The organism is Microbacterium oxydans (assembly GCF_006540085.1).
In the GTDB taxonomy this organism is placed as follows: Bacteria; Actinomycetota; Actinomycetes; order Actinomycetales; family Microbacteriaceae; genus Microbacterium; species Microbacterium oxydans.
Genome location: NZ_BJOG01000001.1, coordinates 1,085,167 through 1,110,557 on the forward strand (window position 1 = coordinate 1,085,167; position 25,391 = coordinate 1,110,557).

The 25,391-nt window shown below is 66.8% G+C and carries 28 protein-coding genes; 26 read left to right on the top strand and 2 right to left on the bottom strand.

What is annotated here, in order from left to right; all coding sequences use genetic code 11:
- Positions 1-66: 66 nt before the first annotated feature.
- The 11 genes from fusA (at position 67) to MOX01_RS05255 (ending at position 13,002) form a co-directional block, all read left to right on the top strand.
- Complete coding sequence (gene fusA, locus MOX01_RS05205; RefSeq protein ID WP_046747809.1) at positions 67-2,181, top strand: elongation factor G; 2,115 nt, start codon at positions 67-69, stop codon at positions 2,179-2,181.
- A 168-nt stretch (positions 2,182-2,349) separates the two neighbouring features.
- Positions 2,350-3,540 (top strand): elongation factor Tu, encoded by a 1,191-nt coding sequence (gene tuf, locus MOX01_RS05210; RefSeq protein WP_046747810.1) that lies wholly within the window; start codon positions 2,350-2,352, stop codon positions 3,538-3,540.
- Positions 3,541-3,795: 255 nt separating this feature from the next.
- Positions 3,796-4,383, top strand: coding sequence for a YveK family protein (locus tag MOX01_RS05215; protein WP_058632571.1), 588 nt, complete (start codon positions 3,796-3,798; stop codon positions 4,381-4,383).
- Positions 4,380-6,188 carry a polysaccharide biosynthesis protein gene (locus tag MOX01_RS05220; protein ID WP_058632572.1) on the top strand — a complete coding sequence of 603 codons (1,809 nt, stop codon included), beginning with the start codon at positions 4,380-4,382 and terminating at the stop codon, positions 6,186-6,188. Before MOX01_RS05215 ends, MOX01_RS05220 begins: the two co-directional genes overlap by 4 nt.
- Positions 6,185-7,321, top strand: a complete 1,137-nt coding sequence (locus tag MOX01_RS05225; protein WP_141368685.1) for a DegT/DnrJ/EryC1/StrS family aminotransferase — start codon at positions 6,185-6,187, stop codon at positions 7,319-7,321. Before MOX01_RS05220 ends, MOX01_RS05225 begins: the two co-directional genes overlap by 4 nt.
- A complete protein-coding gene (locus tag MOX01_RS05230) occupies positions 7,318-7,941 on the top strand; it encodes a sugar transferase (RefSeq protein WP_058632574.1) in 624 nt (207 codons plus the stop codon). The genes MOX01_RS05225 and MOX01_RS05230 overlap by 4 nt, the downstream gene beginning before the upstream one ends.
- Positions 7,934-8,596 (top strand): acetyltransferase, encoded by a 663-nt coding sequence (locus tag MOX01_RS05235; protein ID WP_170224124.1) that lies wholly within the window; start codon positions 7,934-7,936, stop codon positions 8,594-8,596. Before MOX01_RS05230 ends, MOX01_RS05235 begins: the two co-directional genes overlap by 8 nt.
- Entirely contained in the window at positions 8,593-9,525 is a 933-nt protein-coding gene (locus MOX01_RS05240; protein WP_141368689.1) for an NAD-dependent epimerase/dehydratase family protein, read from the top strand. Before MOX01_RS05235 ends, MOX01_RS05240 begins: the two co-directional genes overlap by 4 nt.
- The gene (locus MOX01_RS05245) at positions 9,522-10,658 is read left to right on the top strand and encodes a glycosyltransferase family 4 protein (protein ID WP_170224126.1); all 1,137 of its coding nucleotides are present in this window, start codon (positions 9,522-9,524) and stop codon (positions 10,656-10,658) included. Before MOX01_RS05240 ends, MOX01_RS05245 begins: the two co-directional genes overlap by 4 nt.
- Complete coding sequence (locus MOX01_RS05250; protein ID WP_141368693.1) at positions 10,655-11,983, top strand: oligosaccharide repeat unit polymerase; 1,329 nt, start codon at positions 10,655-10,657, stop codon at positions 11,981-11,983. The genes MOX01_RS05245 and MOX01_RS05250 overlap by 4 nt, the downstream gene beginning before the upstream one ends.
- Entirely contained in the window at positions 11,980-13,002 is a 1,023-nt protein-coding gene (locus tag MOX01_RS05255; protein ID WP_141368695.1) for a glycosyltransferase family protein, read from the top strand. Before MOX01_RS05250 ends, MOX01_RS05255 begins: the two co-directional genes overlap by 4 nt.
- On the opposite strand, the gene MOX01_RS05260 is transcribed toward MOX01_RS05255, so the two are convergent.
- Together MOX01_RS05260 and MOX01_RS05265 are read right to left on the bottom strand one after the other, a co-directional pair.
- Positions 12,981-14,135, bottom strand: coding sequence for an MATE family efflux transporter (locus MOX01_RS05260; RefSeq protein ID WP_141368697.1), 1,155 nt, complete (start codon positions 14,133-14,135; stop codon positions 12,981-12,983). The two genes, MOX01_RS05255 and MOX01_RS05260, sit on opposite strands and share 22 nt — an antisense overlap.
- Positions 14,132-15,385, bottom strand: coding sequence for a nucleotide sugar dehydrogenase (locus MOX01_RS05265; protein ID WP_211368709.1), 1,254 nt, complete (start codon positions 15,383-15,385; stop codon positions 14,132-14,134). Before MOX01_RS05265 ends, MOX01_RS05260 begins: the two co-directional genes overlap by 4 nt.
- Positions 15,386-15,476: 91 nt before the next feature.
- Between MOX01_RS05265 and MOX01_RS05270 the strand changes: the two genes are divergently transcribed.
- The 15 genes from MOX01_RS05270 (at position 15,477) to rplN (ending at position 25,391) form a co-directional block, all read left to right on the top strand.
- On the top strand, positions 15,477-17,288 hold the full coding sequence (locus MOX01_RS05270) for a DUF4012 domain-containing protein (RefSeq protein WP_141368701.1): 1,812 nt from the start codon (positions 15,477-15,479) through the stop codon (positions 17,286-17,288).
- A gap of 325 nt (positions 17,289-17,613) precedes the next feature.
- Positions 17,614-18,597, top strand: a complete 984-nt coding sequence (locus tag MOX01_RS05275; protein WP_141368703.1) for an O-antigen ligase family protein — start codon at positions 17,614-17,616, stop codon at positions 18,595-18,597.
- A 33-nt stretch (positions 18,598-18,630) separates the two neighbouring features.
- Positions 18,631-18,843 (top strand): hypothetical protein, encoded by a 213-nt coding sequence (locus tag MOX01_RS05280; protein ID WP_045264638.1) that lies wholly within the window; start codon positions 18,631-18,633, stop codon positions 18,841-18,843.
- An 846-nt stretch (positions 18,844-19,689) separates the two neighbouring features.
- Entirely contained in the window at positions 19,690-19,998 is a 309-nt protein-coding gene (gene rpsJ / locus MOX01_RS05285) for a 30S ribosomal protein S10 (protein ID WP_017201594.1), read from the top strand.
- Between the two features lie 8 nt (positions 19,999-20,006).
- On the top strand, positions 20,007-20,666 hold the full coding sequence (gene rplC, locus MOX01_RS05290) for a 50S ribosomal protein L3 (protein WP_021201123.1): 660 nt from the start codon (positions 20,007-20,009) through the stop codon (positions 20,664-20,666).
- Between the two features lie 2 nt (positions 20,667-20,668).
- Positions 20,669-21,331 (top strand): 50S ribosomal protein L4, encoded by a 663-nt coding sequence (gene rplD / locus MOX01_RS05295; RefSeq protein ID WP_021201122.1) that lies wholly within the window; start codon positions 20,669-20,671, stop codon positions 21,329-21,331.
- Positions 21,328-21,651, top strand: coding sequence for a 50S ribosomal protein L23 (gene rplW / locus MOX01_RS05300; protein ID WP_017829206.1), 324 nt, complete (start codon positions 21,328-21,330; stop codon positions 21,649-21,651). The genes rplD and rplW overlap by 4 nt, the downstream gene beginning before the upstream one ends.
- Before the next feature lie 20 nt (positions 21,652-21,671).
- Positions 21,672-22,511 carry a 50S ribosomal protein L2 gene (gene rplB, locus MOX01_RS05305; RefSeq protein WP_017201590.1) on the top strand — a complete coding sequence of 280 codons (840 nt, stop codon included), beginning with the start codon at positions 21,672-21,674 and terminating at the stop codon, positions 22,509-22,511.
- 12 nt (positions 22,512-22,523) lie between these two features.
- A complete protein-coding gene (rpsS, locus tag MOX01_RS05310) occupies positions 22,524-22,805 on the top strand; it encodes a 30S ribosomal protein S19 (protein WP_017829205.1) in 282 nt (93 codons plus the stop codon).
- The gene (rplV, locus tag MOX01_RS05315; protein WP_045264641.1) at positions 22,805-23,203 is read left to right on the top strand and encodes a 50S ribosomal protein L22; all 399 of its coding nucleotides are present in this window, start codon (positions 22,805-22,807) and stop codon (positions 23,201-23,203) included. The genes rpsS and rplV overlap by 1 nt, the downstream gene beginning before the upstream one ends.
- The gene (gene rpsC, locus MOX01_RS05320) at positions 23,203-23,958 is read left to right on the top strand and encodes a 30S ribosomal protein S3 (protein ID WP_017201587.1); all 756 of its coding nucleotides are present in this window, start codon (positions 23,203-23,205) and stop codon (positions 23,956-23,958) included. The genes rplV and rpsC overlap by 1 nt, the downstream gene beginning before the upstream one ends.
- Positions 23,958-24,377 (top strand): 50S ribosomal protein L16, encoded by a 420-nt coding sequence (gene rplP, locus MOX01_RS05325; protein ID WP_017829203.1) that lies wholly within the window; start codon positions 23,958-23,960, stop codon positions 24,375-24,377. Before rpsC ends, rplP begins: the two co-directional genes overlap by 1 nt.
- On the top strand, positions 24,377-24,694 hold the full coding sequence (gene rpmC, locus MOX01_RS19375) for a 50S ribosomal protein L29 (protein ID WP_017829202.1): 318 nt from the start codon (positions 24,377-24,379) through the stop codon (positions 24,692-24,694). The genes rplP and rpmC overlap by 1 nt, the downstream gene beginning before the upstream one ends.
- Positions 24,694-25,026, top strand: a complete 333-nt coding sequence (gene rpsQ, locus MOX01_RS19480) for a 30S ribosomal protein S17 (protein WP_017829201.1) — start codon at positions 24,694-24,696, stop codon at positions 25,024-25,026. Before rpmC ends, rpsQ begins: the two co-directional genes overlap by 1 nt.
- Complete coding sequence (gene rplN, locus MOX01_RS05340) at positions 25,023-25,391, top strand: 50S ribosomal protein L14 (protein ID WP_017201583.1); 369 nt, start codon at positions 25,023-25,025, stop codon at positions 25,389-25,391. The genes rpsQ and rplN overlap by 4 nt, the downstream gene beginning before the upstream one ends.

A 25,391-nucleotide genomic window follows, 5' to 3' on the forward strand; every position in this document is an offset into this window, starting at 1 on the left:
CCACCCGCCGAGGGGCCGGCACCCCCTCTTCGCAGTACACCTGCTCCAAAAGATAAGGACACTCCTGTGGCACAAGACGTGCTCACGGACCTGAGCAAGGTCCGCAACATCGGCATCATGGCGCACATCGATGCCGGCAAGACCACGACGACCGAGCGCATCCTGTTCTACACGGGCGTCAACCACAAGCTTGGCGAGACGCACGACGGCGCCTCGACCACCGACTGGATGGAGCAGGAGAAGGAGCGCGGCATCACGATCACGTCTGCCGCCGTGACCTGCTACTGGAACAAGAACCAGATCAACATCATCGACACCCCCGGCCACGTGGACTTCACGGTCGAGGTGGAGCGTTCGCTCCGCGTGCTCGACGGTGCGGTCGCCGTGTTCGACGGCAAGGAGGGCGTCGAGCCCCAGTCCGAGACCGTCTGGCGTCAGGCCGACAAGTACAACGTCCCGCGCATCTGCTTCGTCAACAAGATGGACAAGCTCGGCGCCGACTTCTACTTCACGGTCGACACCATCATCAACCGCCTCGGCGCCAAGCCGCTCGTGATCCAGCTGCCGATCGGCGCGGAGAGCGACTTCATCGGCGTCGTCGACCTGATCGAGATGCGTGCACTGGTCTGGGCCGGAGACTCCAAGGGTGACGTCACCATGGGCGCCTCCTACGAGATCCAGGAGATCCCGGAAGACCTCAAGGAGAAGGCGGCGGAGTACCGTCAGCAGCTCCTCGAGACCGTCGCCGAGACCGACGACGCGCTGCTGGAGAAGTTCTTCGGTGGCGAGGAGCTCACGGTCGCCGAGATCAAGGGCGCCATCCGCAAGCTGACCGTCGCGAGCGAGATCTACCCGGTGCTCTGCGGCTCCGCGTTCAAGAACCGCGGCGTCCAGCCGATGCTCGACGCGGTCGTCGACTACCTCCCGAACCCGCTCGACGTGGGCTCGATCGAGGCGCACGACCCGAAGGACTACGACACGATCATCGAGCGTCACCCCGACGCCAATGACCCGTTCGCAGCTCTCGCGTTCAAGGTCGCCGTGCACCCGTTCTTCGGTCGCCTCACCTACGTGCGCGTCTACTCGGGCCACCTCGACTCCGGTTCGGCCGTCGTCAACTCGACCAAGAACAAGAAGGAGCGCATCGGGAAGATCTTCCAGATGCACGCCAACAAGGAGATCCCGGTCCCCTCGGTCACCGCCGGCAACATCTACGCGGTCATCGGCCTCAAGGACACCACCACGGGTGACACCCTCACCGACCCGACGGCGCCGGTCGTCCTCGAGTCGATGACGTTCCCGGAGCCCGTCATCGAGGTCGCGATCGAGCCGAAGACCAAGGCCGACCAGGAGAAGCTGGGTGTCGCCATCCAGAAGCTCGCTGAAGAGGACCCGACCTTCCGCACGGAGCTCAACCCCGAGACCGGTCAGACGACCATCAAGGGCATGGGCGAGCTGCACCTCGACATCCTCGTCGACCGCATGAAGCGCGAGTTCAACGTCGAGGCCAACGTCGGCAAGCCGCAGGTGGCGTACCGCGAGACGATCCGCAAGACCGTCGAGAAGCACGACTACACGCACAAGAAGCAGACCGGTGGTTCTGGACAGTTCGCCAAGATCCAGTTCACCATCGAGCCGCTCGACCTCGACTCCGAGAAGACCTACGAGTTCGTGAACGCCGTCACCGGTGGTCGCATCCCTCGTGAGTACATCGGCTCGATCGACGCCGGTTTCCAGGACGCGATGAACGTCGGTGTGCTCGCGGGCTACCCGATGGTCGGCGTCAAGGCGACCATCGTCGATGGTGCGGCCCACGACGTCGACTCCTCGGAGATGGCGTTCAAGATCGCGGGCTCCATGGGCTTCAAGGAGGCCGCGCGTCGTGCCAACCCCGTGCTGCTCGAGCCGCTGATGGCCGTCGAGGTCCGTACTCCTGAGGAGTACATGGGCGACGTCATCGGCGACCTGAACTCGCGTCGTGGCCAGATCCAGTCGATGGAAGACGCTGCCGGCGTCAAGGTCGTCCGCGCTCAGGTCCCGCTGTCCGAGATGTTCGGCTACATCGGCGACCTGCGCTCGAAGACCTCGGGCCGTGCCGTCTACTCGATGGAGTTCCACAGCTACGCTGAGGTGCCCCGCGCTGTGGCCGACGAGATCGTCCAGAAGACCAAGGGCGAGTAATCGCTCTTCTGGGAGCCCTGGGTCGCTGAGCCTGTCGAAGCACCCGGGGTTCCCAGGTCACCTACAACTTCACATTCCCTCTCTACTAAACTGAGAACCTAACCCGTAGAGAACCGGTCGCAAACCAGTGCCCGGTCACCTCTACAACGACGTCCTGAGGAGGACCCAGTGGCTAAGGCCAAGTTCGAGCGGACCAAGCCGCACGTCAACATCGGAACGATCGGTCACGTCGACCACGGCAAGACCACGCTCTCCGCAGCGATCTCGAAGGTGCTTGCTGACAAGTTCCCGTCCGACACCAACGTGCAGCGTGACTTCGCTTCCATCGACTCGGCGCCGGAAGAGCGCCAGCGTGGAATCACCATCAACATCTCGCACATCGAGTACGAGACCCCCAAGCGCCACTACGCGCACGTTGACGCTCCCGGCCACGCCGACTACGTCAAGAACATGATCACCGGTGCGGCTCAGATGGACGGCGCGATCCTCGTGGTCGCCGCCACCGACGGCCCGATGGCTCAGACGCGTGAGCACGTGCTGCTCGCCAAGCAGGTCGGCGTTCCGTACCTGCTGGTCGCGCTGAACAAGTCCGACATGGTCGACGACGAGGAAATCCTGGAGCTCGTCGAGCTCGAGGTCCGCGAGCTGCTCGCAGGCCAGGGCTTCGACGAGGACGCTCCTGTCGTCCGCGTCTCGGCTCTCAAGGCCCTCGAGGGCGACGAGAAGTGGACCCAGGCGATCCTGGACCTGATGCAGGCTGTCGACGACAGCGTTCCGGACCCGGAGCGTGACCGTGACAAGCCGTTCCTGATGCCCGTCGAGGACGTCTTCACGATCACCGGTCGTGGCACCGTCGTCACGGGTCGCGCCGAGCGTGGCACGCTGGCCATCAACTCCGAGGTCGAGATCGTCGGACTCCGTCCGACCGTCAAGACCACGGTCACGGGTATCGAGATGTTCCACAAGCAGCTCGACGAGGCCTGGGCCGGCGAGAACTGTGGTCTGCTGCTCCGCGGCACCAAGCGTGAGGACGTCGAGCGCGGCCAGGTCATCGTGAAGCCGGGTTCGGTCACGCCGCACACCGACTTCGAGGGCACCGCGTACATCCTGTCCAAGGACGAGGGTGGGCGTCACAACCCGTTCTACACGAACTACCGCCCGCAGTTCTACTTCCGCACCACCGACGTCACCGGCGTCATCTCGCTGCCCGAGGGCACCGAGATGGTCATGCCCGGCGACACCACCGACATGACGGTCGAGCTGATCCAGCCGATCGCCATGGAGGAGGGCCTCGGCTTCGCCATCCGTGAGGGTGGACGCACCGTCGGCGCCGGTACGGTCACGAAGATCATCAAGTAAGCATCTGCTTCCTCGCAAAGGGGTCGGACCTTCGGGTCCGGCCCCTTTGTCGTGCAGCGGGCGCTTACGACAGCGTCGGGCTCGGGCGATGTCGGCGTGGGGTGCGACAATTCATCCAATAGAATGACTAGACCGCGCAGGAGCGGCAGCGTCGTACATCGGGATTGTTGGCGTGTTTTGACCGTCCGACTCCGATGTATTGGGATGCTGGATTACAGAGTCGTTCCGTGCCCATGTGGTTCGAAGAGGAGAAGCATGTCGCCGGAGGAGTGGTTCGGCGCGTTCAGACGCGCATGGGTGGGGATGACGGCCGTCTTCCTGCTGAGCGTGCTCGCTTCGACGGCGGTGCTCGTCTTCACGCCTCCGACCTATGAGGCGGAAGCGGAGATCGTGTTCAGCGCGGGCGACACCCGGGAGACCTTCGTCCCTCGCACAGTGGCTTCGAATGCTGCCGTCCGCGCCCGTTCGGAGAGCGTCCTCGCCCCGATCTCCGAGGACTTCGGCGTATCGCGGAGCGAACTCGCCGACCGCGTCTCCGCAACGTGGCGTCCGGAGACCTCGATCACCGCGGTGACCGTCTCGCACACGGACCCTCGGACGGCGGCGGCCATGGCGACCGCGATCGCCGAGTCCGCGGCGGAGCAGGCCGGATCCGGCGTCAGCGCGGAGACGTTCGAAGCGGTGACGCCGGTGGCGCCCGTCCAGCCGCTCGCGGTGACCGTGCTCCCGGTGGGGGCACTCATCGGCCTGGCGCTGGCCGTCGCATACGCCGGTCTCCGCTTCGTGATGGGGGGCCGCGCGACGGTCGGAGCGACGGCTGACCGACACGGAGGGAACGAATGAGCATCGGAGAAGGTACGGGTATCCGTACGGTCAATCGGCTGATCCCGGACGCGGTGGCGTGGGCCATCGCCGCGTTGCTGGTGGTGCTGCTGCGCTATGACTTCCTTGTCCCGCTGACGGTGTGGCCGTTCGCGTTGATCGTGGTCGCGGGCCTCATCGCCGCGCAGTTCGCTGCCGGGTTCGTCCTTCACCTGTATCGCGGGCGCTATCTGTACGGGTCCATCGAGGAAGTCCGCGCACTGGGGCTCGCTGCGCTCCTCGTGGGTGTCCTCATGGGGATCGTGCTGCTCGTCTGGATGCGTCAGCCGGCGGAGGCCCTTCGTACTGCCCTCTCCGTGACGGCGATCGCGCTGGTTCTGATGCTGGTCTTCCGCTACGTGCCGCTCGTCTTCAGCCGGAAGAGCGAGGACGTTCCGGGAGGATCGCGCAAGGTGCTGGTGTTCGGCGCCGGGTGGGTGGGCCAGCAGCTGATCAGCCGCATGCTCAACGAGACCAAGGAGCCGGTCTTCAGTCCCGTCGGTCTGATCGACGATGACCTCAAAAAGCGAAACCTACGGGTCAAGGGGGTTCCCGTCCTCGGGACGCTCGCTCAGCTGCGGGCAGCCGTCGAGCTGAGCGGCGCGACGGAGCTCATCATCGCGGTGGGTCGAGCTGACGCCGCACTGCTGCGCCGCGTCACCGATGCGGGCAACGCTGCCGGTCTCAACGTTCTCGTGCTCCCGGAACTCGACAAGGTCCTGCAGGGCGCGAGCCGCATCCGCGACCTGCGGGATGTCAGCATCGAAGACCTCATCGGTCGTCAGCCCGTCGACACCGACGTCAAGTCGATCGCGGGATACGTGACGGGGAAGCGTGTGCTCGTCACCGGGGCAGGCGGGTCGATCGGCGGCGAGCTCTGCCGCCAGCTCTCGCAGTTCGGTCCGGACGTGCTCGTCATGCTCGACCGCGACGAGAGCGGCCTGCAGGGAAGCCAGCTCAGCATCTCCGGTCACGGCCTTCTCGACACCGAGGATGTCGTCCTCGCCGACATCCGTGATGTCGAATCGCTCCGCGAGATCTTCCGTCGTCATCGCCCCGAAGTCGTCTTCCACGCTGCGGCGCTGAAACATCTGCCCATGCTCGAGCAGTATCCCGAAGAGGCCTGGAAGACGAACGTGCTCGGCACCCGGAACGTGCTCGAAGCCGCCCTCGACGTCGATGTCGAGACGTTCGTGAACATCTCCACCGACAAGGCGGCGAACCCCTCGAGCGTTCTCGGACACTCCAAGCGCGTGGCGGAGAAGCTCACGGTGTGGGCCGCGAAGAGCTCGCATCGGCGGTACCTCTCCGTGCGCTTCGGCAACGTGATCGGCAGCAGGGGCTCCATGCTCCCCATGTTCCGGACCCTGATCGAGGCAGGCGGACCCGTGACCGTGACCCACCCGGAGGTCACTCGATACTTCATGACGATCTCCGAAGCGTGCCAACTGGTGATCCAGGCCGGAAGCATCGGCCGGCCGGGCGAAGTGCTCATCCTCGACATGGGTGAGCCGGTGAAGATCCTCGACATCGCGCAACGCATGATCGCGATGTCCGGCGAGTACATCGAGATCGTCTACACCGGTCTGCGCCCAGGCGAGAAGCTGCACGAGGAACTGGTCGGTGAAGACGAGGTCGTCGAACGACCCTTCCACCCCCAGATCCAGCACACGTCGATCGGGAGCATCAGCCCGGAGGCGCTCGACCTCGGCGGCTGGATGCGCCGGCTCGTTCCCGCAGAGGCTGCCGTGTCCGCCCATGGTCGAGAAGGAGACCTCCCGCGATGAACGACCGGATCTACATGTCGTCTCCCGATGTCGGCGAGCTCGAGGAGAAGGCGATCGTCGCCGCCCTGCGGTCCGGATGGGTCGCTCCGCTCGGTCCGGACGTCGACGCCTTCGAGCGCGAGATGTGCGACAGGGTCGGAGTGCGCCACGCGGTCGCGCTGAGCTCGGGGACGGCAGGGCTCCACCTCGGACTTCTCGCGCTCGGGGTCGGTGCCGGCGACATCGTCGTCACGTCGAGCTTCACGTTCGCTGCCACCGCCAATGCGATCGCCTACACGGGCGCGACGCCATACTTCATCGACGCGGACCCGGTGACGGGCAACATGGATGTGGGCCTGCTCCGCGAGGTCATCACGGAACTCGAGGCGAAGGGCACACCGCCGAAGGCGATCGTCCCCGTCGACCTGCTCGGCAAGGTCGCCGATCTCGAGGCGATCGAGCAGATCGCCGACGCGTACGGGATCCCGGTGCTCGCCGATGCCGCCGAGTCGCTCGGAGCCCGCCGCGGCGGCCGACCCGCAGGCAGCTTCGGGCGCGCGTCGGTCTTCTCCTTCAACGGCAACAAGATCATGACGACCTCCGGCGGCGGCATGCTGGTGACCGATGACGCGGAGATCGCAGATCGCGTCCGCTATCTCGCGACGCAGGCGCGACAGCCGGTCGCGCACTACGAGCACACCGACATCGGCTACAACTACCGGCTCAGCAACCTCCTCGCCGCGCTCGGTCGCGCACAGCTGTCCCGCCTCGACGACATGATCCGCCGACGTCACCGCTGGCGCGACGAGTACCGCGCGCTGTTCGCGGACGTCGACGGCGTCTCGGTGTTCGGCGGAGAACACGATGCCGAGGACAACGCGTGGCTCACCGCCGTGCTCGTCGACGAGGACGTCACCGGCTGGAGTGCCTCCGAGCTCTCCGCGCACCTCGGTTCTCATGACGTCGAATCCCGACCGCTGTGGAAGCCGATGCACCTGCAGCCCGTCTTCGCCGAGGCCCCGGCCGCGGTGAACGGGGTCTCGGAGCGCTTCTTCCGCGTGGGCATCACGCTGCCGTCGGGGTCGGCGCTGTCCGAGGAGCAGATGGAGCGTGTGCAGACCCTGATCCGCGGTTTCCTGGCTGAGCGCGCATGAGCAGAGTCTTCTTCGATGCGGCCAAACGCACGCTCGACCTCGGTGTCGCCGCCGTGGTCCTGATCCTCTCCCTTCCCCTGCAGATCATCGTGGCCGCGCTGGTGCTGGTGAACCTCGGTCGCCCGGTGATCTTCCGGCAGCCGCGGCCGGGACGCGAGGGGAAGGTCTTCACCCTCTACAAGTTCCGCACCATGCGCCCCGCCGATCCTGCGGTCGGCACCGCCGACGACGCGGCGCGGCTGACCGGGTTCGGGCGTCTGCTGCGCGGCACCAGCCTCGACGAGCTGCCGACCTTCTGGAACGTGCTGCTCGGCGATATGAGCCTGGTGGGTCCACGCCCTCTCCTCGTCTCCTACCTCGACCGGTACACGCCAGTGCAGGCTCGTCGGCATGAGGTGCGGCCAGGGGTCACCGGGTTGGCGCAGGTGAGCGGTCGGAACACCGTCGACTGGGATGAGCGGTTGCAGCTCGACGTGAAGTACGTCGACACACGATCGATGAGGCTCGACCTCTGGATCCTGTGGCGCACGGTCGCCGTCGTGGTGCGCCGTGACGGGGTCAGCGCCGACGGGCACGCGACGATGCCGGAGTTCCGAGGTCTGAAGGATGCCGATGCGTGAGCTGATCATCCTCGGCGCCGGAGGCTTCGCGCGCGAGACGCTGGACGTCGTCGAAGCCCTGAACGCGGTATCGCCCCGCTTCGACGTGCTCGGTTTCGCCGACGACGCCCCCAGCCCTCTCGCGCTGGAGCGTCTGGCCGATCGGGGTCATCGCCATCTCGGCACCATCGATGCGGCACTCGCCGCGCACCCGGCGTCGTCATTCGTCATCGCGGTGGGGTCGCCCGAACATCGCGCGCACATCGCCGCGCGGGTGGGAAGCGACCGGGCGGAGACGCTGGTGCACCCCGGCGCGTCGATCGGGTCCCTGACGACGATCGGCGTCGGCACGGTCGTGTGCGCCGGCGTGCTGGTGTCGACGAATGTCCGGATCGGACGACACGCACACGTGAATCCGGGAGCCATCGTCGGCCACGACAGCGTCCTCGCGGATGCGGTGTCCTTGAATCCGGGATCGGTGGTGTCGGGGGACGTACGCATCGGAGAGCGCGTGCTCATCGGCGCGAAATCGGTCGTGTTGCAGGGACTGAGCATCGGTGCGGACGTCACGGTCGGGGCGGCTGCGTGCGTGACCAAGGACGCCCCTGCACGGGTGACACTGGTGGGAGTGCCCGCTCGTATCCACAGAACAACAGGAAAGAGTCACAGCTCGTGAAGGTAGTCATCACCGGCGGTGCCGGGTTCATCGGTTCGAACCTCGTGCGACGGTTCAACCACGAGGCGCCCGATGTCGATGTCCACGTGCTGGACGACTTCAGCACGGGACGCGAATCGAACCTCGCCGGAACGCGGATCACGCTGCACCGCGGGTCCGTCGCCGATGCCGAAGCGGTTGCCGCCGCCACGGTCGGCGCGGACGCGGTCGTCCACCTGGGCGCGCTCGGCAGCGTCCCGCGGTCCATCGACGACCCCGTCGCCTCTCACGTCGCCAACCTGACGGGGACGCTGACCGTGCTCGAAGCGGCCCGGCGCGAGAACGCCTACGTGGTGATGGCATCCTCGAGCTCCGTGTACGGCGCCAACCCCGCTCTGCCGAAGTCGGAGTTCGACTGGACGCGGCCGATGAGCCCGTACGCGGCGACCAAGCTCGGGGGAGAGGCCTACGTGCTGGCCTACCAGTACTCCTACGGTCTTCCGACCTTGGCGTTCCGCTTCTTCAACGTCTACGGTCCCTACCAGCCGGCCGATCATGTGTACGCCGCCGTGATCCCGAGGTTCGTCGACGCGGCCCTCGCCGGACGGGCGCTCACCATCCACGGCGACGGCCTGCAGTCGCGGGACTTCACGAGCGTCGACACGGTGACGCATGCGCTCATGGTCGCCGTCCGAGACCGCGTGACGTCGGGACATCCCGTGAATCTCGCGTTCGGAACCAACACCACGCTGCGCGAGCTGGTGACCGTCATCGAAGATCAGACCGGCCGCACGGTGAGCGTCGAGCACGTCGATCCGCGTCCTGGCGATGTACGTGCCTCCCAGTCCGACGGCGTTCGTCTGCGGGAGCTGTTCCCCGACGTGCAGCCCGTCCCGCTCGAGGAAGGAATCGCGAAGACCGTCGCGTGGTTCCGGAGCAAGGACTCGTGACCCCGGCCGCGACCGCTCGCATACTGATCGGCGTCACGGCGGACGTCTCCATCGGCCTGCTGTCCGGGCTGCCGCAGCGGCTGGTCGCTGACGGATGGGAGGTGCACGTCGCGAGCTCGCCCGGCGAGAGACTCGAGGCGCTCGCAACGTCTCCCGGCGTCTCGGTGCATCCGCTCCCTATGGCCAGAGAGATCGACATCGTCGGGGACGTCCGAGGGCTGCGGGACTGGATGCGGCTGATCCGCCGCCTCCGGCCCGACGTCGTCTTCGTCGGCACTCCGAAAGCAGGCCTGCTCGGCATCACCGCCGCCCGACTGCTCGGCGTTCGCACTCGCGTGTATCACCTGCGCGGGCTCCGACTGGAGACCGCAGCGGGGATGACTCGGCGGGTGCTGACGATCATGGAGCGTCTGACGATCCGCCTCGCGACCACCACGCTGGCGGTGAGTCCGAGTCTCCGACAGCGCGTCGTGTCCCTGCGGCTCGCGCCGGCCGCACGCATCACCGTGCGCGGCAGAGGCAGCTCCAACGGTGTGGATGTGGATCGCTTCGCCCCCGGCAACACGGCGGCGCAGGTCGATGGCCTCCTGCCCGGTATCCCCGTCATCGGCTTCGTCGGCAGACTCAACCACGACAAGGGCCTCGAGGTCCTCGCCGAGGCCTGCCGCCTCCTGGACGATCGCGGGGCGGCATACCAGCTGCTGATCGTGGGCGGCGTCGACGGTGCGGAACTGGGTTCCTTCTCTCGACTGCGGCGGGCCCCGATCGTGCTCGGGGCCGTGCCGGACACATCGATGTACTATCCCCTGATGCGATCCCTCTGCCTCCCGACCCTGCGCGAGGGCTTCCCCAACGTCGTGCTGGAGGCGGGGGCGACGGGGATCGCCGTCGTCACGACGGATGCGACCGGAGCGGTGGATTCCGTGATCCCCGAGCGCACCGGACTCATGGTGACGGCGGGGGACGCGGGTCAGCTCGCCGACGCTCTGCAGCGGGTGATCGAGGATCCGCATCTCGCGGCGGACCTGGGCGCGAACGCCCGCGACTTCGTGGTCGAGCATTTCCGACGTGACGCGGTCCATGCCTCGGTGTCCGACTTCCTGCGGAGTGAGATGGAGCGAGGTCGGCGATGACGGACGTCTCCAACGGTGTCGGCGCGCTCGTCGTCGTCGCCGTGCTCATCGGACTGACCGTCCTGACCTGGTTCATCGCGCGACGAGCGTTCCTTCCCGTGGTCGTGCACAACGCGGTGTGGGCGGTGACGCTGGTCCTCGTCGGGTCGGGGCTCATCGCCTATCACGGTGCATCGATCGCCGCGTGGGGCGTGCTGCTGGTCGGTATCGCGTTCTTCTCCGTCGGGGCGTGGGGAGGTGTCGCGCTCGCAGCCCGCAAGGCACGCGGCGCCGACCTGGCACCGCGGGACCATGCGCTCGTCAGCCGGCGAGTCCTGCTGATCCTCGCCGGCGCCTACGCGCTGGGTTTCGGGGTGTACATCTGGACCATCCTCCAGCGCTTCGGGTGGGACGCCTTCTGGTTCCATCCCGAGACGATCCGAGGCGCCGCCGAGTCGTACCTCGCCGGGGTGCCCCTGTGGGCGCGTCTGCTGATGTACGTCGGACCTCTTCTGCTGGCGATCCTCATCGTCCCCGGGTCGGTCCGGAACGGACTCGCGTGGTGGTGGCGCGTGCCGGCCGCGGTCCTGCTCGCCGCCTCGATGCTCGCCCTGCTGCAGCGGACGAACCTCTTCGCGGGGGTTCTGCTCGCGATCGCTGCCCTTCTCCTCCTCTACGCGCGCTCCTGGCGGGGCGGGGCTGAGCGTGCGTGGTACCGCCGGCCGTGGGTGATGGCGGTGTCGATCGCAGCCATCGGCATCGGAGCGCTTCTCGCCTTCCAGGTGCTCGCCGGTGCACTCGGCAAGACGGGTGATGTCGGCGGCAACGTCTCGCCTGCCCTGAGCGCCTCCGGACTCTCCAGCCCCTTCATCTACCTGACCGCGGGCGTGCCCGCGTTCCTGTCCCTCGTGGATTCCACCAACGGCGCGTGGCCCCCGGTGGGCGGGCCCCGCCTCGTCTACGGCGACTACAACCCGCAGACCTTCGGAACGGCCTTCTTCGAGCCCATCCTGGGTCTGATCCCCGGGCTGCGCACCTGGGAATCCTCGGCGCCGTTCGTCGACGTGGGCACACTGACGAACGTGTACACGTGGCTGGAGCCGTTCTACCGGGACTGGCGGGTCGTCGGTGTCGCCGTCGGCGCGGCGGCGATCGGTGCGCTCGTGGCCTACCTGTACTCCACGCGGCGGGCGTCGCCCGTGCGATGGTGGCTCTCGGCCCTGCTGGTGTCGACGCTGTTCCTGGTCACGTTCGCGCAGAAGACCAACAACACGCTGTACCTCGTCACAGCCGCGATCATCGTGGTGCTCGGGGTGATCGGCTCTCGCCGGCGGGCGGCATCATGACGGCGCTGCACACGTACACCAGTTACGGGCGCAGTGCGGGAAGCGCACGGGTCCGCGTCTTCGACTGGCTCGACAGGCTGGAGGTGCCCGCGGTCACGCACTCGTATCTCGGCGGTGCGACCAACTCCGGACGGTCTCTCCTGAAGTCTCCTCGGCGGCTGCTCGCGGCCGAGGCGGAGCTGCGTCGCAGGCCTCCGCGCGACGCGCGAGTGCTGGTGTCGCGGCAGGCGAGTCCGCTGAGCCGCGGCGGTGTGGAGAGACGTCTGCTGAGTGGCGAGCGCGTCGGGATCTATGATTTCGACGACGCCCTCCACCTCGACCGCCGGGGCCCGTTCCCGAAGGCGGCGATCTGGCGAGCGGCGGCCGGCGCGGCCGACGTCGTCATCGCGGGAAACGCCACACTCGCCGAGGCGGCGAGTCGGATCAACCCTCGCGTGACCGTGATCCCGAGCTGCGTGGATCCGGCGGACTACTCGCGCAAGACGAGCTTCGACATCGGGGAGACGCCGCGCGCGATATGGATCGGCTCGCCCGCCACGGAGCGCTATCTGCGCGACATCGAGTCTGCGCTGCTGTACGCGCATGAGCGGACGGGCATGCGGCTCACCGTCGTCAGCGCGGGGGACGCGGAGCTCGGACCGCTGGACGCGATCGTCGACCGGGTGGCGTGGTCGCCGCAGACCTTCGGTGCCGTGCTCGCCGACGCCGATCTCGGGCTGATGCCGACACCGGATTCCGCCTGGTCGCGAGGCAAGTGCGGCTACAAGCTGCTGCAGTACGGCGCGGCCGGGCTTCCGATGATGGGCGACCCGGTCGGGGTGAACGCCGAGATCCTGCGCAGAGGTGACGGCATCGCGCCCGAGAGCGCGGACGACTGGGCGGACGCTCTCACCGGCTTCTTCTCGGAGAGCGCGACGCGACGTGCTGAGCGTGGAGCCGCAGGTCACCGCACAGTCCGGGATCACTACAGCTTCTCGGCGTGGGAGTCGGTCTGGCGTCAGGCGGTGACCGGCAGCTGATCCGCGCGGCGGGCGACGAGCAGCCAGAAGAGCGACGACAGCAGGGTGGAGAGGGCGTATGCCCAGATCGCCCCGCTCAGTCCGCCCAGCAGAGCACCCACCAGCGGCCCGACGACGCCTAGCGCGGTCTGGACGAGCCGGGCTGCCAGCAGGTCGCGTCGTGAGGCCCGCAGCCTGGACACGATGTAGAAGGTGTGTCCCACCATGTTCGCCATGACGAAGATCGCGGTCGGTGCGGCGAACGGAATGAGGTCCCGGAGAGTGCCGAGCGGCCAGGACGTCTCGCCGAGCAGCAGCAGCACCCCGGCGGCGAGACCGCCGAGCACGATACCTCCGGCCACGACCGCGCCGACGGTCGCCGCAGACATCCGCAGTCGGGCGATGCGCGGCCGGATCGGATTCAGCAGCAGGCGCACCGGTGCGGCGACGTTCGACACGGCGCGGTAGACACCGAACGGGCCTACTCCGAGGATGGGGGCCAGCGCGTAGGGGGTACCGATCGATGAGGCATCCATGATCAGGGAGTCTCGGACGAGAGGGGCGATGGCGGCCCACCGCCGACGCGTCCAGCGCACGAGCACGCCAGGGCGACCCAGAGCCGGCCACCTCGAGAACACGGCGGCGACGACGCTCGACGCCGCCCAGGTGCCGAGCACCCAGGAGAGCTCGCCGCTATGGAGGGTGAGGGTGACGACGCTGAGTGCGACGGCGACGATGGCGGCGATGGCGTCACCGAGGACCGACCCGCGTGTGTCGCCGTTCTCGACCGCGTAGAACCGTGCGGTCGAGCGGTAGGCGCTGCCGCCGATGGCGAGCGCGATCAGCCACCAGTACGGCGTCAGGGGCGAGTTCGTCAGGGAGACGACGAGTGCGGAGACGGCGGCGAAGATCAGGGCGAACTCCGTCGACGCACCGCTGAAGTCCGCCCAGGAGGTGGGGACGTCCTGGCGTGAACGGGTCGCCGCCTCGCAGATGAGGGAGAGTGCGAGCGACAGCGCGAAGGCGCCGGCGAGATAGACGATCGAGAAGAGCCCGAAGTCCGTGGGGGCGAGGGTGATGAGGCCGAGGACCTGAACGGAGAGTGTCGCGACCGCGGCAGCCGAGGACGTGAGGATCAGGCGCAGCGAGCTCACAAACGAACGACCCTGGGTCCCGAAAGCCGGCCCTTGGTGTCGAGCACCGGCGTCGGGGACTCGTGCAGCAGCGTCAGGTCGAAGTCCGAGTGGTCGGTCACCAGGATGACCAGATCCGCGGCCTCCACCTCCGCAGCGGAGAGCTCCACACGCTCGACGGCGGCCGGCCACCGGTGCGACTCGACGTGGCGGTCCGCACCGCGGATGGACGCGCCGAAGGAGGTGAGCAGCTCGATGAGGCGCAGGGAGGGGGACTCGCGGATGTCGGCGGTGTCGCGCTTGTACGCGAGTCCGACCAGCAGGATCGTCGACCCGTTCAACGAGCGCTGATCCTCGTTGAGCAGCTCCATGGAACGCTGGGCGACGTAGTCCGGCATGTGGTCGTTGACATCGTTCGCCAACTCGACGAAGCGGAAGCTGCGTCCGAGCTTGCGCCGCACCTGCCACGAGAGGTAGCTCGGATCCACGGGAAGACAGTGACCGCCGACACCGGGTCCCGGGGTGAACTTCATGTACCCGAACGGCTTGGTCGCCGCCGCATCGATCGATTCCCAGATGTCGACGCCCAGCTCGTGCGCGAACACAGCGAGTTCGTTCACCAGGGCGATGTTGACGTGGCGGAACGTGTTCTCGAGAAGCTTGGTGAGCTCGGCCTCCTTGGGCGTGGTCACGCTCACCGTTCGGTCCACGAGGAGGTCGTAGAAGGCCTTCACCTTGCCGAGTGACTGCTCGTCGATGCCGGAGACGACCTTCGGTGTGTTGACGAAGCCCCACGTGGGGTTGCCTGGGTCGATCCGCTCCGGGCTGTATCCGACGGCGAAGTCCTGTCCTGCCCGGAGCCCGGACCCGGCCTCGAGGAGGGGGACGAGGATCTCCTCTGTCGTGCCCGGGTAGGTCGTGGACTCGAGCACGACCGTCGCCCCGCGGGTGAGTCGGGTCGCCAACGATGCTCCCGCCGACTCGATGTAGGAGATGTCGGGGAGGCCCTCGCGGAGCGGGGTGGGGACCGTGATCACCGCGACGTCGAAGCCCTCGGTGTCGTCGTAGTCGGAGGACGCGAGATAGCGACCGGAAGCGATCGCCTCCTTCAGCTGCTCCGACGAGATGTCATCGACGTACGACTCACCGGCGTGCAGAGCGGCGATCCGCACGCTGTCGACATCGAGTCCGACGACGGTCATGCCCACCTGCACGGCGCGCATGGCTACCGGAAGCCCGACATATCCCTGACCGACGATGACAGCTTTCACGTGCACTCCTCCATGGTGTGGGCGAACCCCCGCCATGGGCGTGCGTCGCGGTCTGCGACGCTGCTCAGGTCCACCTCGGTAGTATATTGCGGTGACCCGAGACTCCAGACGCGCGCGTCGAGCCCAGAACGAGCAGCAGCGTCGAAAGAGTCGCCGCACCCGGATCATCCTGTGGGTGGTGGGCGTCGTGCTCGCACTGCTCATCGCCGTCGCCGTGATCGCGGCGATCCTCATTCCGAAGGCGCTCGACGCCAAGGACAAGCTCGAGGCTTCGGTGCCGCTGGCCCAGAGCATCCCCGGGCTGATCGCCTCCGGCGACACTGCGGGCGCGCAGGCCGCGGCGGAGGAGCTGACGAAGACCGCCGCTTCCGCGCACGAGCAGACCAGCGGATTCCTCTGGGAATCGCTGGAGTGGGTGCCGGTGATCGGCCCCAACCTCCATGGCGTCCGCATGGCGACCGCGGCCGTCGACGAGCTGGCCACCAAGGCGCTCCTTCCCGCTTCGGGGATCGACATCGCAGCACTTCGTCCTTCCGACGGCGGGCTCGACCTCCAGGCGATCCACGGCATCGGGGACATCGCGCGGTCGGCCGACCAGGCCGTGCGCGATGCCTCATCGATGCTGGCGGGCGTCGATCATGACGCGCTCCTCGGGCCCGTGGCATCCGGTGTGGAACGCATCGAGAAGGTTCTGAAGCCGGCTGCGAGCACACTCGCCGGCGTCATGCCGCTTGTCGAAGCCCTCCCCGAGATGCTGGGAGAGGGGGGACCCCGCGACGTGCTGGTCATCTTCCAGAACAATGGAGAGGTGATGTCCGGTGGCGGCACGATCGGCTCCATGGCCCAGGTGCACATCGACAACGGCGCCATCTCGATCGTGAACCAGTCGTCGGCTTCCGGTCGCGACTTCCCGAACTTCCGTCCGCCGGTCGGGGGAGTGACGCAGGAGGAGACCGACCTGTACGGCTCGCTGTTCGGCAGCTACGTTCAGGCGCTCACCCGCTCGCCCCGTTTCGACAGGACGTTCGAGATCGCACGCGACATGTGGCGTGAGGCCAAGGGCGTCGAGGTCGACGCGGTCGTCTCCCTCGATACCGTCGCCCTGAGCTACCTCCTGGTCGCGACCGGGCCGGTCGCTATCCCCGGCGGTCCGGAGATCTCGAACTCCAACGCGGTGGCGATGCTGCTCGGCGACCTCTACAAGACGTACGAGCCCGCAGAGGTCGACATGATCAACCAGGTCTTCGCTGGGCTGACACTGCAGAAGCTGATGGGCGGTCAGGTCGATTTCGCCAAGCTGTCCTCTGTGCTCGGGCTCGCAGCGAAGGAGGGCCGGATCGCGATCTGGAGCGCCCGCGAGTCGGAGCAGCAGCTCATCGCCGGCACGGACCTCGATCGTCGCGGGCCGAGGGCGGCGGAAGGTACGGAGGCGTTCGGCGTCTACTTCATCGACTGGACGCCCGGGAAGATGCAGCGGTACATGACCCAGTCGATCGACGTGAGTCAGCCGATCTGCGCCGCCGACGGACGCCGTCACGTGTTCGTGACGGTGACGCTTGCCAACACCGTCGATCCCGCTTCGGTGCGAGGGCTTCCCGAGTACGTCACCGGCGTCGGGATCGAGACGCCGAAGGGATCGATGCAGGTGGAGACCCTCGCCTTCGCCCCTCCGGGATACTCGCCGGTCGGGCAGAGGGCAGACGCCGAGCTCGCGCAGTCGGAGGTGCGCAAGGACCAGGAGTTCACCGTCGGAACGATGCGGTTGACGCTGGCGCCGCAGGAGAGCAGGACGCTCACCTACGAGTTCGTCGCCGACTCCGACGCCCCCACGAAGATCGAGCTCGACAGCACCCCGGTCGTCACTCCGACGGTCCTCACGCAGGACGCCGTCACCTGCCAGTGACCGACGCCACGGGCGCGCGCCCGTTTCTGCAGACTCTCGACACGGCGGCGGACGTGCTGGCCGCGGCGATCCTCGCCTACCTGATAGTCCTGCCCGTGGGGCACAACGCGGTCCTCGTTTCTCTGCTCCTGCTGCTCGGGATGTGGTGCGTATGGAGAATCGCGCGCCACCCTCGTCGGCTTCCTCCGCTTCTCCTGGCGGCGGCGGGTTGCGCTGTCGGCGCGATTCTCATCGGCGTGATCGGCGGTGCTGGCAACCCCGGTTTCGCGCACTCACTCATCAGCTGGGTGGCGGCCCCGTTCTCTTCTGGGCATGGGCCAGCCAGATGGACGAGCGTGTGCTCGGTCTCTTCCTGCGTTTCGCCGCGTGGGCGACCGTCGTCCTGGCTGGCACCGTGCTGGTGCTGTGGACGATGGGTGCGGTGGGGCTCGAACCCGCGGTGTGGATCAAGGTCGTCGTCGATGCCGACGTCTCGGGCGCATGGCCGAACGTGATCGTGGGCGTCTACGGAGCGTCATCGCTGATCGCCGTGGCTCCGCTCTGGATCGTGGGGATGTTCTTCCAGGGCCGTGCGCTTCCCTCTCGAAAGCTCATGATCGCTGCAGCTGTCCTCGCGACCCTGGCTGCGGTCGTCAGCACGCGGAGGGCAGCCCTCGCCCTCGGGCTGCTGGTGCCGGTTCTGATCTTCGTCGCCTATCTCGCGGTGGTCGGCCGTGCGTGGTTCACTCGGCGCCACGTCCACGCGCTGATTGTCGTGGGCGGGGCAGCGGTGCTGACCGCCGTCGCCCTGCTGATCACGCCGACCGGACAGCGCATGAGCGCGGGTGTTCTCGCGCTGCTGACGGGCAGAGGCGGCACTGCTGACGAGGATCTGCGGATCGAGCAGACGGAGCGTCTCTGGGCGGGGTTCTTGGAATCCCCGGTGTTCGGCCATGGCATCGGTGCGGTCATCCCGGGTTATGCGCGCAGCGAAGCACGTCCCTGGAACTTCGAGATGCAGTACAACATGCTGCTCTTCCAGGTCGGCGTCGTCGGAGCTCTGCTGCTGGCAGCGAGCGTGGTGCTCGTCGCGTGGGCTGCGGTCCGTGTCGTGACTCGCCGGGTGGAGGCACGGCCGGCTGTGTTCACGACGGCCGCAGCCGCGCTGGCGGTGCTCGCGGCGAACGCGCTCAACCCGCTCCTGCAGGCGCCGGGACACTTCTGGGCCGTCTTTCTCCTCGTCGGCGCGGTCACGGCTTTCTGGCCCTCCCCGGACGTCCGGCCACGCGCCGAGACATCTGGTGATAGCGCGGCGGTTCGTGCAGACTAGACGCACATCGCACACCGCCTCCGAAGGGGAATCATGGGTATCGAGGACGCCGTCAACAAGGGCAAGGACCTGTACGAGCAGAACAAGGACAAGATCGCCGAGGCGGTCAAGAGCGAGCAGGCCGAGGACATCAGCGACAAGGTGCTCGACGGCGTGGCCGACTTCGCCAAGAAGATCGCTCCCGGCGCCGCAGACAAGATCGACGAGATCCGCGACAGCGCCGACAAGGCCGTCGGCAACGAGTAGCACGCAGCACAGCATCTGAGCGGCGAACCACTCCGGTGGGGCGCCGCTCTTCTGTTCCTGCCCGGAGGCTTCGGCTTCGGAATGTCGTCGGATGTGGCGCATCCACAGATGTATCCAGTAGGATCATCGAGACCGCCTGGGGATCTTGCGGTCGGGGGAGCCGAAGGGGTTCGGTTTCCCGAAGCACGCGGACTTCCGCGTACGAAACTGGGGATAAGCGATCTTGGGGATCATCGTGCGACGCGCGCCGTCACGGCGCCTGAGCGTCTCCCTGCCTGCGCGGCGGGTCTTCCGCCGCGCCCTCGGTCGAGGAGTTCGGCGTCCCTTCACGCCGGGCTACTCGCGTTCGGTGTGCCCCCTCGCACTGAACGCCCTCCCCAAGCGGGGCGAGGCATGGGGATGCCTCGCCCCGCTATCTCCTGGGATCTGAGTCGTCTCCGACGCGTCACCGGGACTGCCGGAGGAGCGCGACACGCCCGGGTTTGCGCAAGTGAAATCAGCCGTGGCAGAATAGACAGGTTCGATATTCCGTCGCCGCTGTGCGCGCGATGGATCACTGCCAGGGCAGTGCATAGACGGCACCTCCTCCGGGACGGTGCAGGGTTCTAGGCCGCGGGTAGCAGAACACAACCCCGACACCCCTCTACATGAAGGGTTCTGCCGTGCGCGGCGGAAGGTCGGCATCCGGTCGCTTCACGGCGTCCGGCTGACAGAAGAACAGTGGTGCAGCAGATCGACTCGCAAGAGCCGTTCTCGTGCCGAGGCGCGAACAGCGCCGACGTGCGTCCAATGCCCCAGGGCCACCCGGTCCCGGACGGTAAGACGCTTAAAGAGAGAGAGCAGACAATGGCGGGACAGAAGATCCGCATTCGCCTGAAGTCGTATGACCACGAGGTCATCGACACGTCCGCACGCAAGATCGTCGACACCGTGACCCGTGCGGGCGCAACCGTCGTCGGCCCCGTGCCCCTTCCGACCGAGAAGAACGTCGTGTGCGTCATCCGGTCGCCGCACAAGTACAAGGACAGCCGCGAGCACTTCGAGATGCGCACCCACAAGCGTCTGATCGACATCGTCGACCCGACGCCCAAGGCCGTCGACTCGCTGATGCGTCTCGACCTGCCGGCCGATGTCAACATCGAGATCAAGCTCTGAGGTTCGACATGGCTGACATCAACTCCAAGGTTTCCAAGGGCATGCTGGGCACGAAGCTCGGCATGACCCAGGTGTGGAACGAGAGCGGCAAGCTCGTTCCCGTCACCGTCATCGAGCTGGCACCCAACGTGGTCACCCAGGTCCGCACGCCCGAGAAGGACGGCTACAACGCCGTGCAGATCGCGTACGGCCAGATCGACCCCCGCAAGGTGAACAAGCCGCTCTCCGCCCACTTCGAGGCAGCAGGCGTCACGCCGCGTCGTCACGTCACCGAGATCCGCACCGCGGACGCCGGCGACTACAACCTGGGCCAGGAGCTCACGGTCGACGGCACCTTCGAGGCCGGCCAGCTCGTCGACGTCGTCGGCACGAGCAAGGGCAAGGGCTTCGCCGGTGTCATGAAGCGTCACAACTTCAAGGGTGTCTCGGCTTCGCACGGTTCGCACCGCAACCACCGCAAGCCCGGCTCCATCGGCGCATCGTCGACCCCGAGCCGCGTCTTCAAGGGCATGCGCATGGCCGGCCGTATGGGTGGCGAGCGCGTGACCGTCCTCAACCTCACGGTGCACTCCATCGACATCGAGAAGGGACTCATGCTCGTCAAGGGCGCCGTCCCCGGTGCTCGTGGCCGCATCGTCTATGTCCGCAACGCAGTGAAGGGTGCCTGATCATGGCTGACTCCACTCTCGCGCTCGACGTCCTCAAGGCAGACGGCAAGAAGGCAGGCTCGATCGAGCTTCCCGCCGCGCTGTTCGACGCCAAGACGAACATCCCGCTCATCCACCAGGTCGTCGTCGCGCAGCTCGCGGCGGCTCGCCAGGGCACGCACTCGACCAAGCGTCGTGGCGAGGTCTCCGGTGCCGGCCGCAAGCCCTTCAAGCAGAAGGGCACGGGTAACGCCCGTCAGGGTTCCATCCGCGCGCCGCACATGACCGGTGGTGGCATCGTGCACGGCCCCAAGCCGCGCGACTACTCGCAGCGCACCCCCAAGAAGATGATCGCCGCCGCCCTGCTGGGCGCGCTCAGCGACCGCTTCCGCGGTGACCGCATCCACGCCATCGAGTCCTTCGGGATCGACGGCACGCCTTCGACCAAGACCGCGGTGAACTTCCTCACCAACGTCGTCTCGTCGAAGAACGTGCTCGTCGTGATCGAGCGCAACGACGACGTGACGCTGAAGAGCATCCGCAACCTGTCGAACCTGCACGTGCTGACGTTCGACCAGCTCAACGCATACGACGTGCTCGTCTCCGACGACATCGTCTTCACCCAGGCCGCGCTCGAGGGCTTCATCGCCTCCAAGTCCGGCGCCAACCAGGAGGTCTCCGCATGAGCGAGCAGGCATCTGTTCTCCAGACGGCCCTGAACAAGGACCCGCGCGACATCATCCTGAAGCCGGTCGTGTCCGAGAAGAGCTACGGTCTCATCGATGAAGGCAAGTACACCTTCCTCGTCGACCCGCGCGCTTCGAAGACCGAGATCAAGCTCGCCATCGAGAAGATCTTCGGCGTCAAGGTCGCAGGGGTCAACACCCTCAACCGCGTCGGCAAGGCTCGTCGCACCCGCTTCGGCACCGGCAAGCGCAAGGACACCAAGCGCGCCATCGTCACCCTGAAGTCGGGCACCATCGACATCTTCACGGCAATCGGCTGATCCGGGGGATAAGGACAATAATGGCTATTCGCAAGTACAAGCCCACGACCCCGGGCCGTCGCGGCTCGTCGGTGGCTGACTTCGCCGAGATCACTCGATCGACGCCGGAGAAGTCGCTGCTGCGCCCGCTCTCGAAGACCGGTGGTCGCAACAACCAGGGCCGCATCACGACCCGTCACATCGGTGGTGGCCACAAGCGCCAGTACCGCGTCATCGACTTCCGTCGTAACGACAAGGACGGCGTCAACGCCAAGGTCGCTCACATCGAGTACGACCCCAACCGCACCGCGCGCATCGCGCTGCTGCACTACTTCGACGGTGAGAAGCGCTACATCCTCGCTCCGGCGAAGCTGAAGCAGGGCGACATCGTCGAGTCGGGTGCCGGGGCTGACATCAAGCCGGGTAACAACCTCCCGCTGAAGAACATCCCCACGGGTACCGTGATCCACGCGATCGAGCTCCGCCCCGGCGGCGGCGCGAAGATGGCACGTTCGGCCGGCGCGTCCGTCCGTCTCGTCGCCAAGGACGGCCCCTACGCCCAGCTGCGTCTGCCCTCGGGCGAGATCCGCAACGTCGATGCGCGCTGCCGCGCGACCATCGGCGAGGTCGGCAACGCCGAGCAGTCGAACATCAACTGGGGCAAGGCCGGCCGCATGCGCTGGAAGGGCGTCCGCCCGACCGTGCGTGGTGTCGCGATGAACCCGGTCGACCACCCGCACGGTGGTGGTGAGGGTAAGACCTCTGGTGGTCGTCACCCCGTCTCCCCCTGGGGCCAGGCTGAGGGTCGTACCCGTCACGCCAACAAGGAAAGCGACAAGTACATCGTGCGTCGTCGTAACGCCGGCAAGAAGCGTAAGTAGGAGTAAGAGAAGATGCCTCGCAGTCTTAAGAAGGGCCCCTTCGTCGACGATCACCTGCTTCGCAAGGTGGTCGTGCAGAACGAAGCCGGCACCAAGAACGTCATCAAGACCTGGTCCCGTCGGTCCATGATCATCCCGGCCATGCTGGGTCACACGATCGCGGTCCACGACGGACGCAAGCACATCCCTGTGTTCGTGTCCGAGACCATGGTCGGTCACAAGCTGGGCGAGTTCGCGCCCACCCGCACCTTCCGCGGCCACGAGAAGGACGACAAGAAGGGGCGGCGCCGCTAATGGTCGAATCGATCGCACGCGTGAAGCACATTCGCGTGACCCCTCAGAAGGCTCGTCGTGTCGTCGCGCTCATCAAGGGCAAGCAGGCCCAGGAGGCTCTGGCGATCCTGAAGTTCGCTCAGCAGTCCGCCAGTGAGCCGATCTACAAGCTCGTCGCGTCGGCCATGGCCAACGCACAGGTGAAGGCAGATCGCGACGGCGAGTTCCTCGACGAGAAGGACCTGTACGTGGCCAACGCGTACGTCGACGAGGGCACCACGCTCAAGCGTTTCCAGCCCCGTGCACAGGGTCGCGCTTTCCAGATCAAGAAGCGCACGAGCCACATCACGGTCGTGCTCTCGACGCCTGAGGTGGCTCCGGCCGCCGCGGGCGACAGCAACAAGAAGGCGAGCAAGTAATGGGACAGAAGGTAAACCCGTACGGCTTCCGTCTCGGCATCACGACGGACCACGTCTCGCGTTGGTTCTCTGACTCGACGAAGCCGGGTCAGCGCTACGCCGACTACGTCGCCGAAGACATCAAGATCCGTAACCTGCTCAAGACGCAGCTCGACCGCGCCGGTGTCTCGAACATCGAGATCGAGCGCACCCGTGACCGCGTCCGCGTCGACATCCACACCGCCCGTCCGGGCATCGTGATCGGTCGTCGTGGAGCCGAGGCCGAGCGCATCCGCGGCGACCTCGAGAAGCTCTCGGGCAAGCAGATCCAGCTGAACATCCTCGAGGTCAAGAACCCCGAGGCCGATGCACAGCTCGTCGCACAGGGCATCGCCGAGCAGCTCTCTGCTCGTGTGGCGTTCCGTCGTGCGATGCGCAAGGGTCTGCAGGGCGCTCAGCGCGCCGGCGCCAAGGGCATCCGCATCCAGGTCTCCGGCCGCCTCGGCGGCGCCGAGATGAGCCGTTCGGAGTTCTACCGTGAGGGTCGTGTGCCGCTGCACACGCTGCGCGCGAACATCGACTACGGCTTCTACGAGGCGAAGACCACCTTCGGCCGCATCGGCGTGAAGGTCTGGATCTACAAGGGCGACCTGACCGCGAAGGAGCTCGCTCGCGAGCAGGCCAACGCACCCAAGGCTCGTCGTGACGACCGTGGTGGCGACCGCCGCCGTGCCCCGCGCAACGAGGCACCTGTCGCAGAAGGAGCGTCGGCATAATGCTCATCCCCCGTAAGGTCAAGTTCCGCAAGCAGCACCACCCGGGTCGCTCGGGTCAGGCCACCGGCGGCACGAAGGTCTCCTTCGGCGAGTACGGTATCCAGGCCCTCACGCCCGCTTACGTGACGAACCGTCAGATCGAGTCCGCTCGTATCGCGATGACCCGTCACATCAAGCGTGGTGGAAAGGTGTGGATCAACATCTACCCCGACCGTCCGCTCACGAAGAAGCCGGCCGAAACCCGCATGGGTTCCGGTAAGGGTTCCCCCGAGTGGTGGGTCGCCAACGTCAAGCCGGGCCGTGTCCTCTTCGAGGTCGCGGGTGTCGACGAGGAGCTCGCTCGCGAAGCTCTGACCCGTGCAATTCACAAGCTGCCGCTCAAGGCACGCATCATCAAGCGCGAGGAGGGCGACGCGTAATGGCGATCGGCACCAAGGAGCTCGCCCCGGCAGAGCTCGACACATTCGAAGACCAGCGCCTCGTCGAGGAGCTGCGCAAGGCCAAGGAGGAGCTGTTCAACCTCCGTTTCCAGTCGGCCACCGGCCAGCTGGAGAGCCACGGCCGCATCCGCGCCGTCAAGCGCGACATCGCGCGCCTCTACACCGTGATCCGCGAACGCGAGCTGGGCATCCGTGCGACGCCCGCTCCGGTCGAGGCTCCGGCGAAGAAGGCGACCAAGTCGAAGGCGAAGAAGGCGGACTCCGCCGACGACGCCGTGAAGGAAGAGGCTGAGTGATGGCCACCAAGAAGGAAGCGACTGTGGAGACGCAGGCCGCAGGACACGAGTCGTCCGAGCACGACGTCCGCGACGCCGCTGCCCGCGGTTACCGCAAGGCACGCCGCGGCTACGTCGTCAGCGACAAGATGGACAAGACCATCGTGGTCGAGGTCGAGGACCGCGTGAAGCACCCGCTTTACGGCAAGGTCATCCGCCGCACCTCGAAGGTCAAGGCGCACGATGAGGCGAACTCCGCCGGCATCGGCGACCTGGTCCTGATCAACGAGACCCGCCCGCTGAGCGCCACGAAGCGCTGGCGTCTGGTGGAGATTCTGGAGAAGGCCAAGTGATCCAGCAGGAATCCCGACTCAAGGTCGCCGACAACACCGGCGCCAAGGAGCTGCTCACCATCCGCGTTCTCGGTGGCTCGAAGCGCCGTTACGCGGGCCTCGGCGACACCATCGTCGCGACCGTCAAGGACGCGATCCCCGGTGGAAACGTCAAGAAGGGCGACGTCGTCAAGGCGGTCATCGTCCGCACCAAGAAGGAGGTCCGTCGTCCGGACGGCTCCTACATCAAGTTCGACGAGAACGCCGCAGTGATCCTGAAGAACGACGGGGAGCCCCGCGGCACCCGTATCTTCGGGCCGGTCGGTCGTGAGCTTCGCGACAAGAAGTTCATGAAGATCGTCTCGCTGGCGCCGGAGGTCATCTAA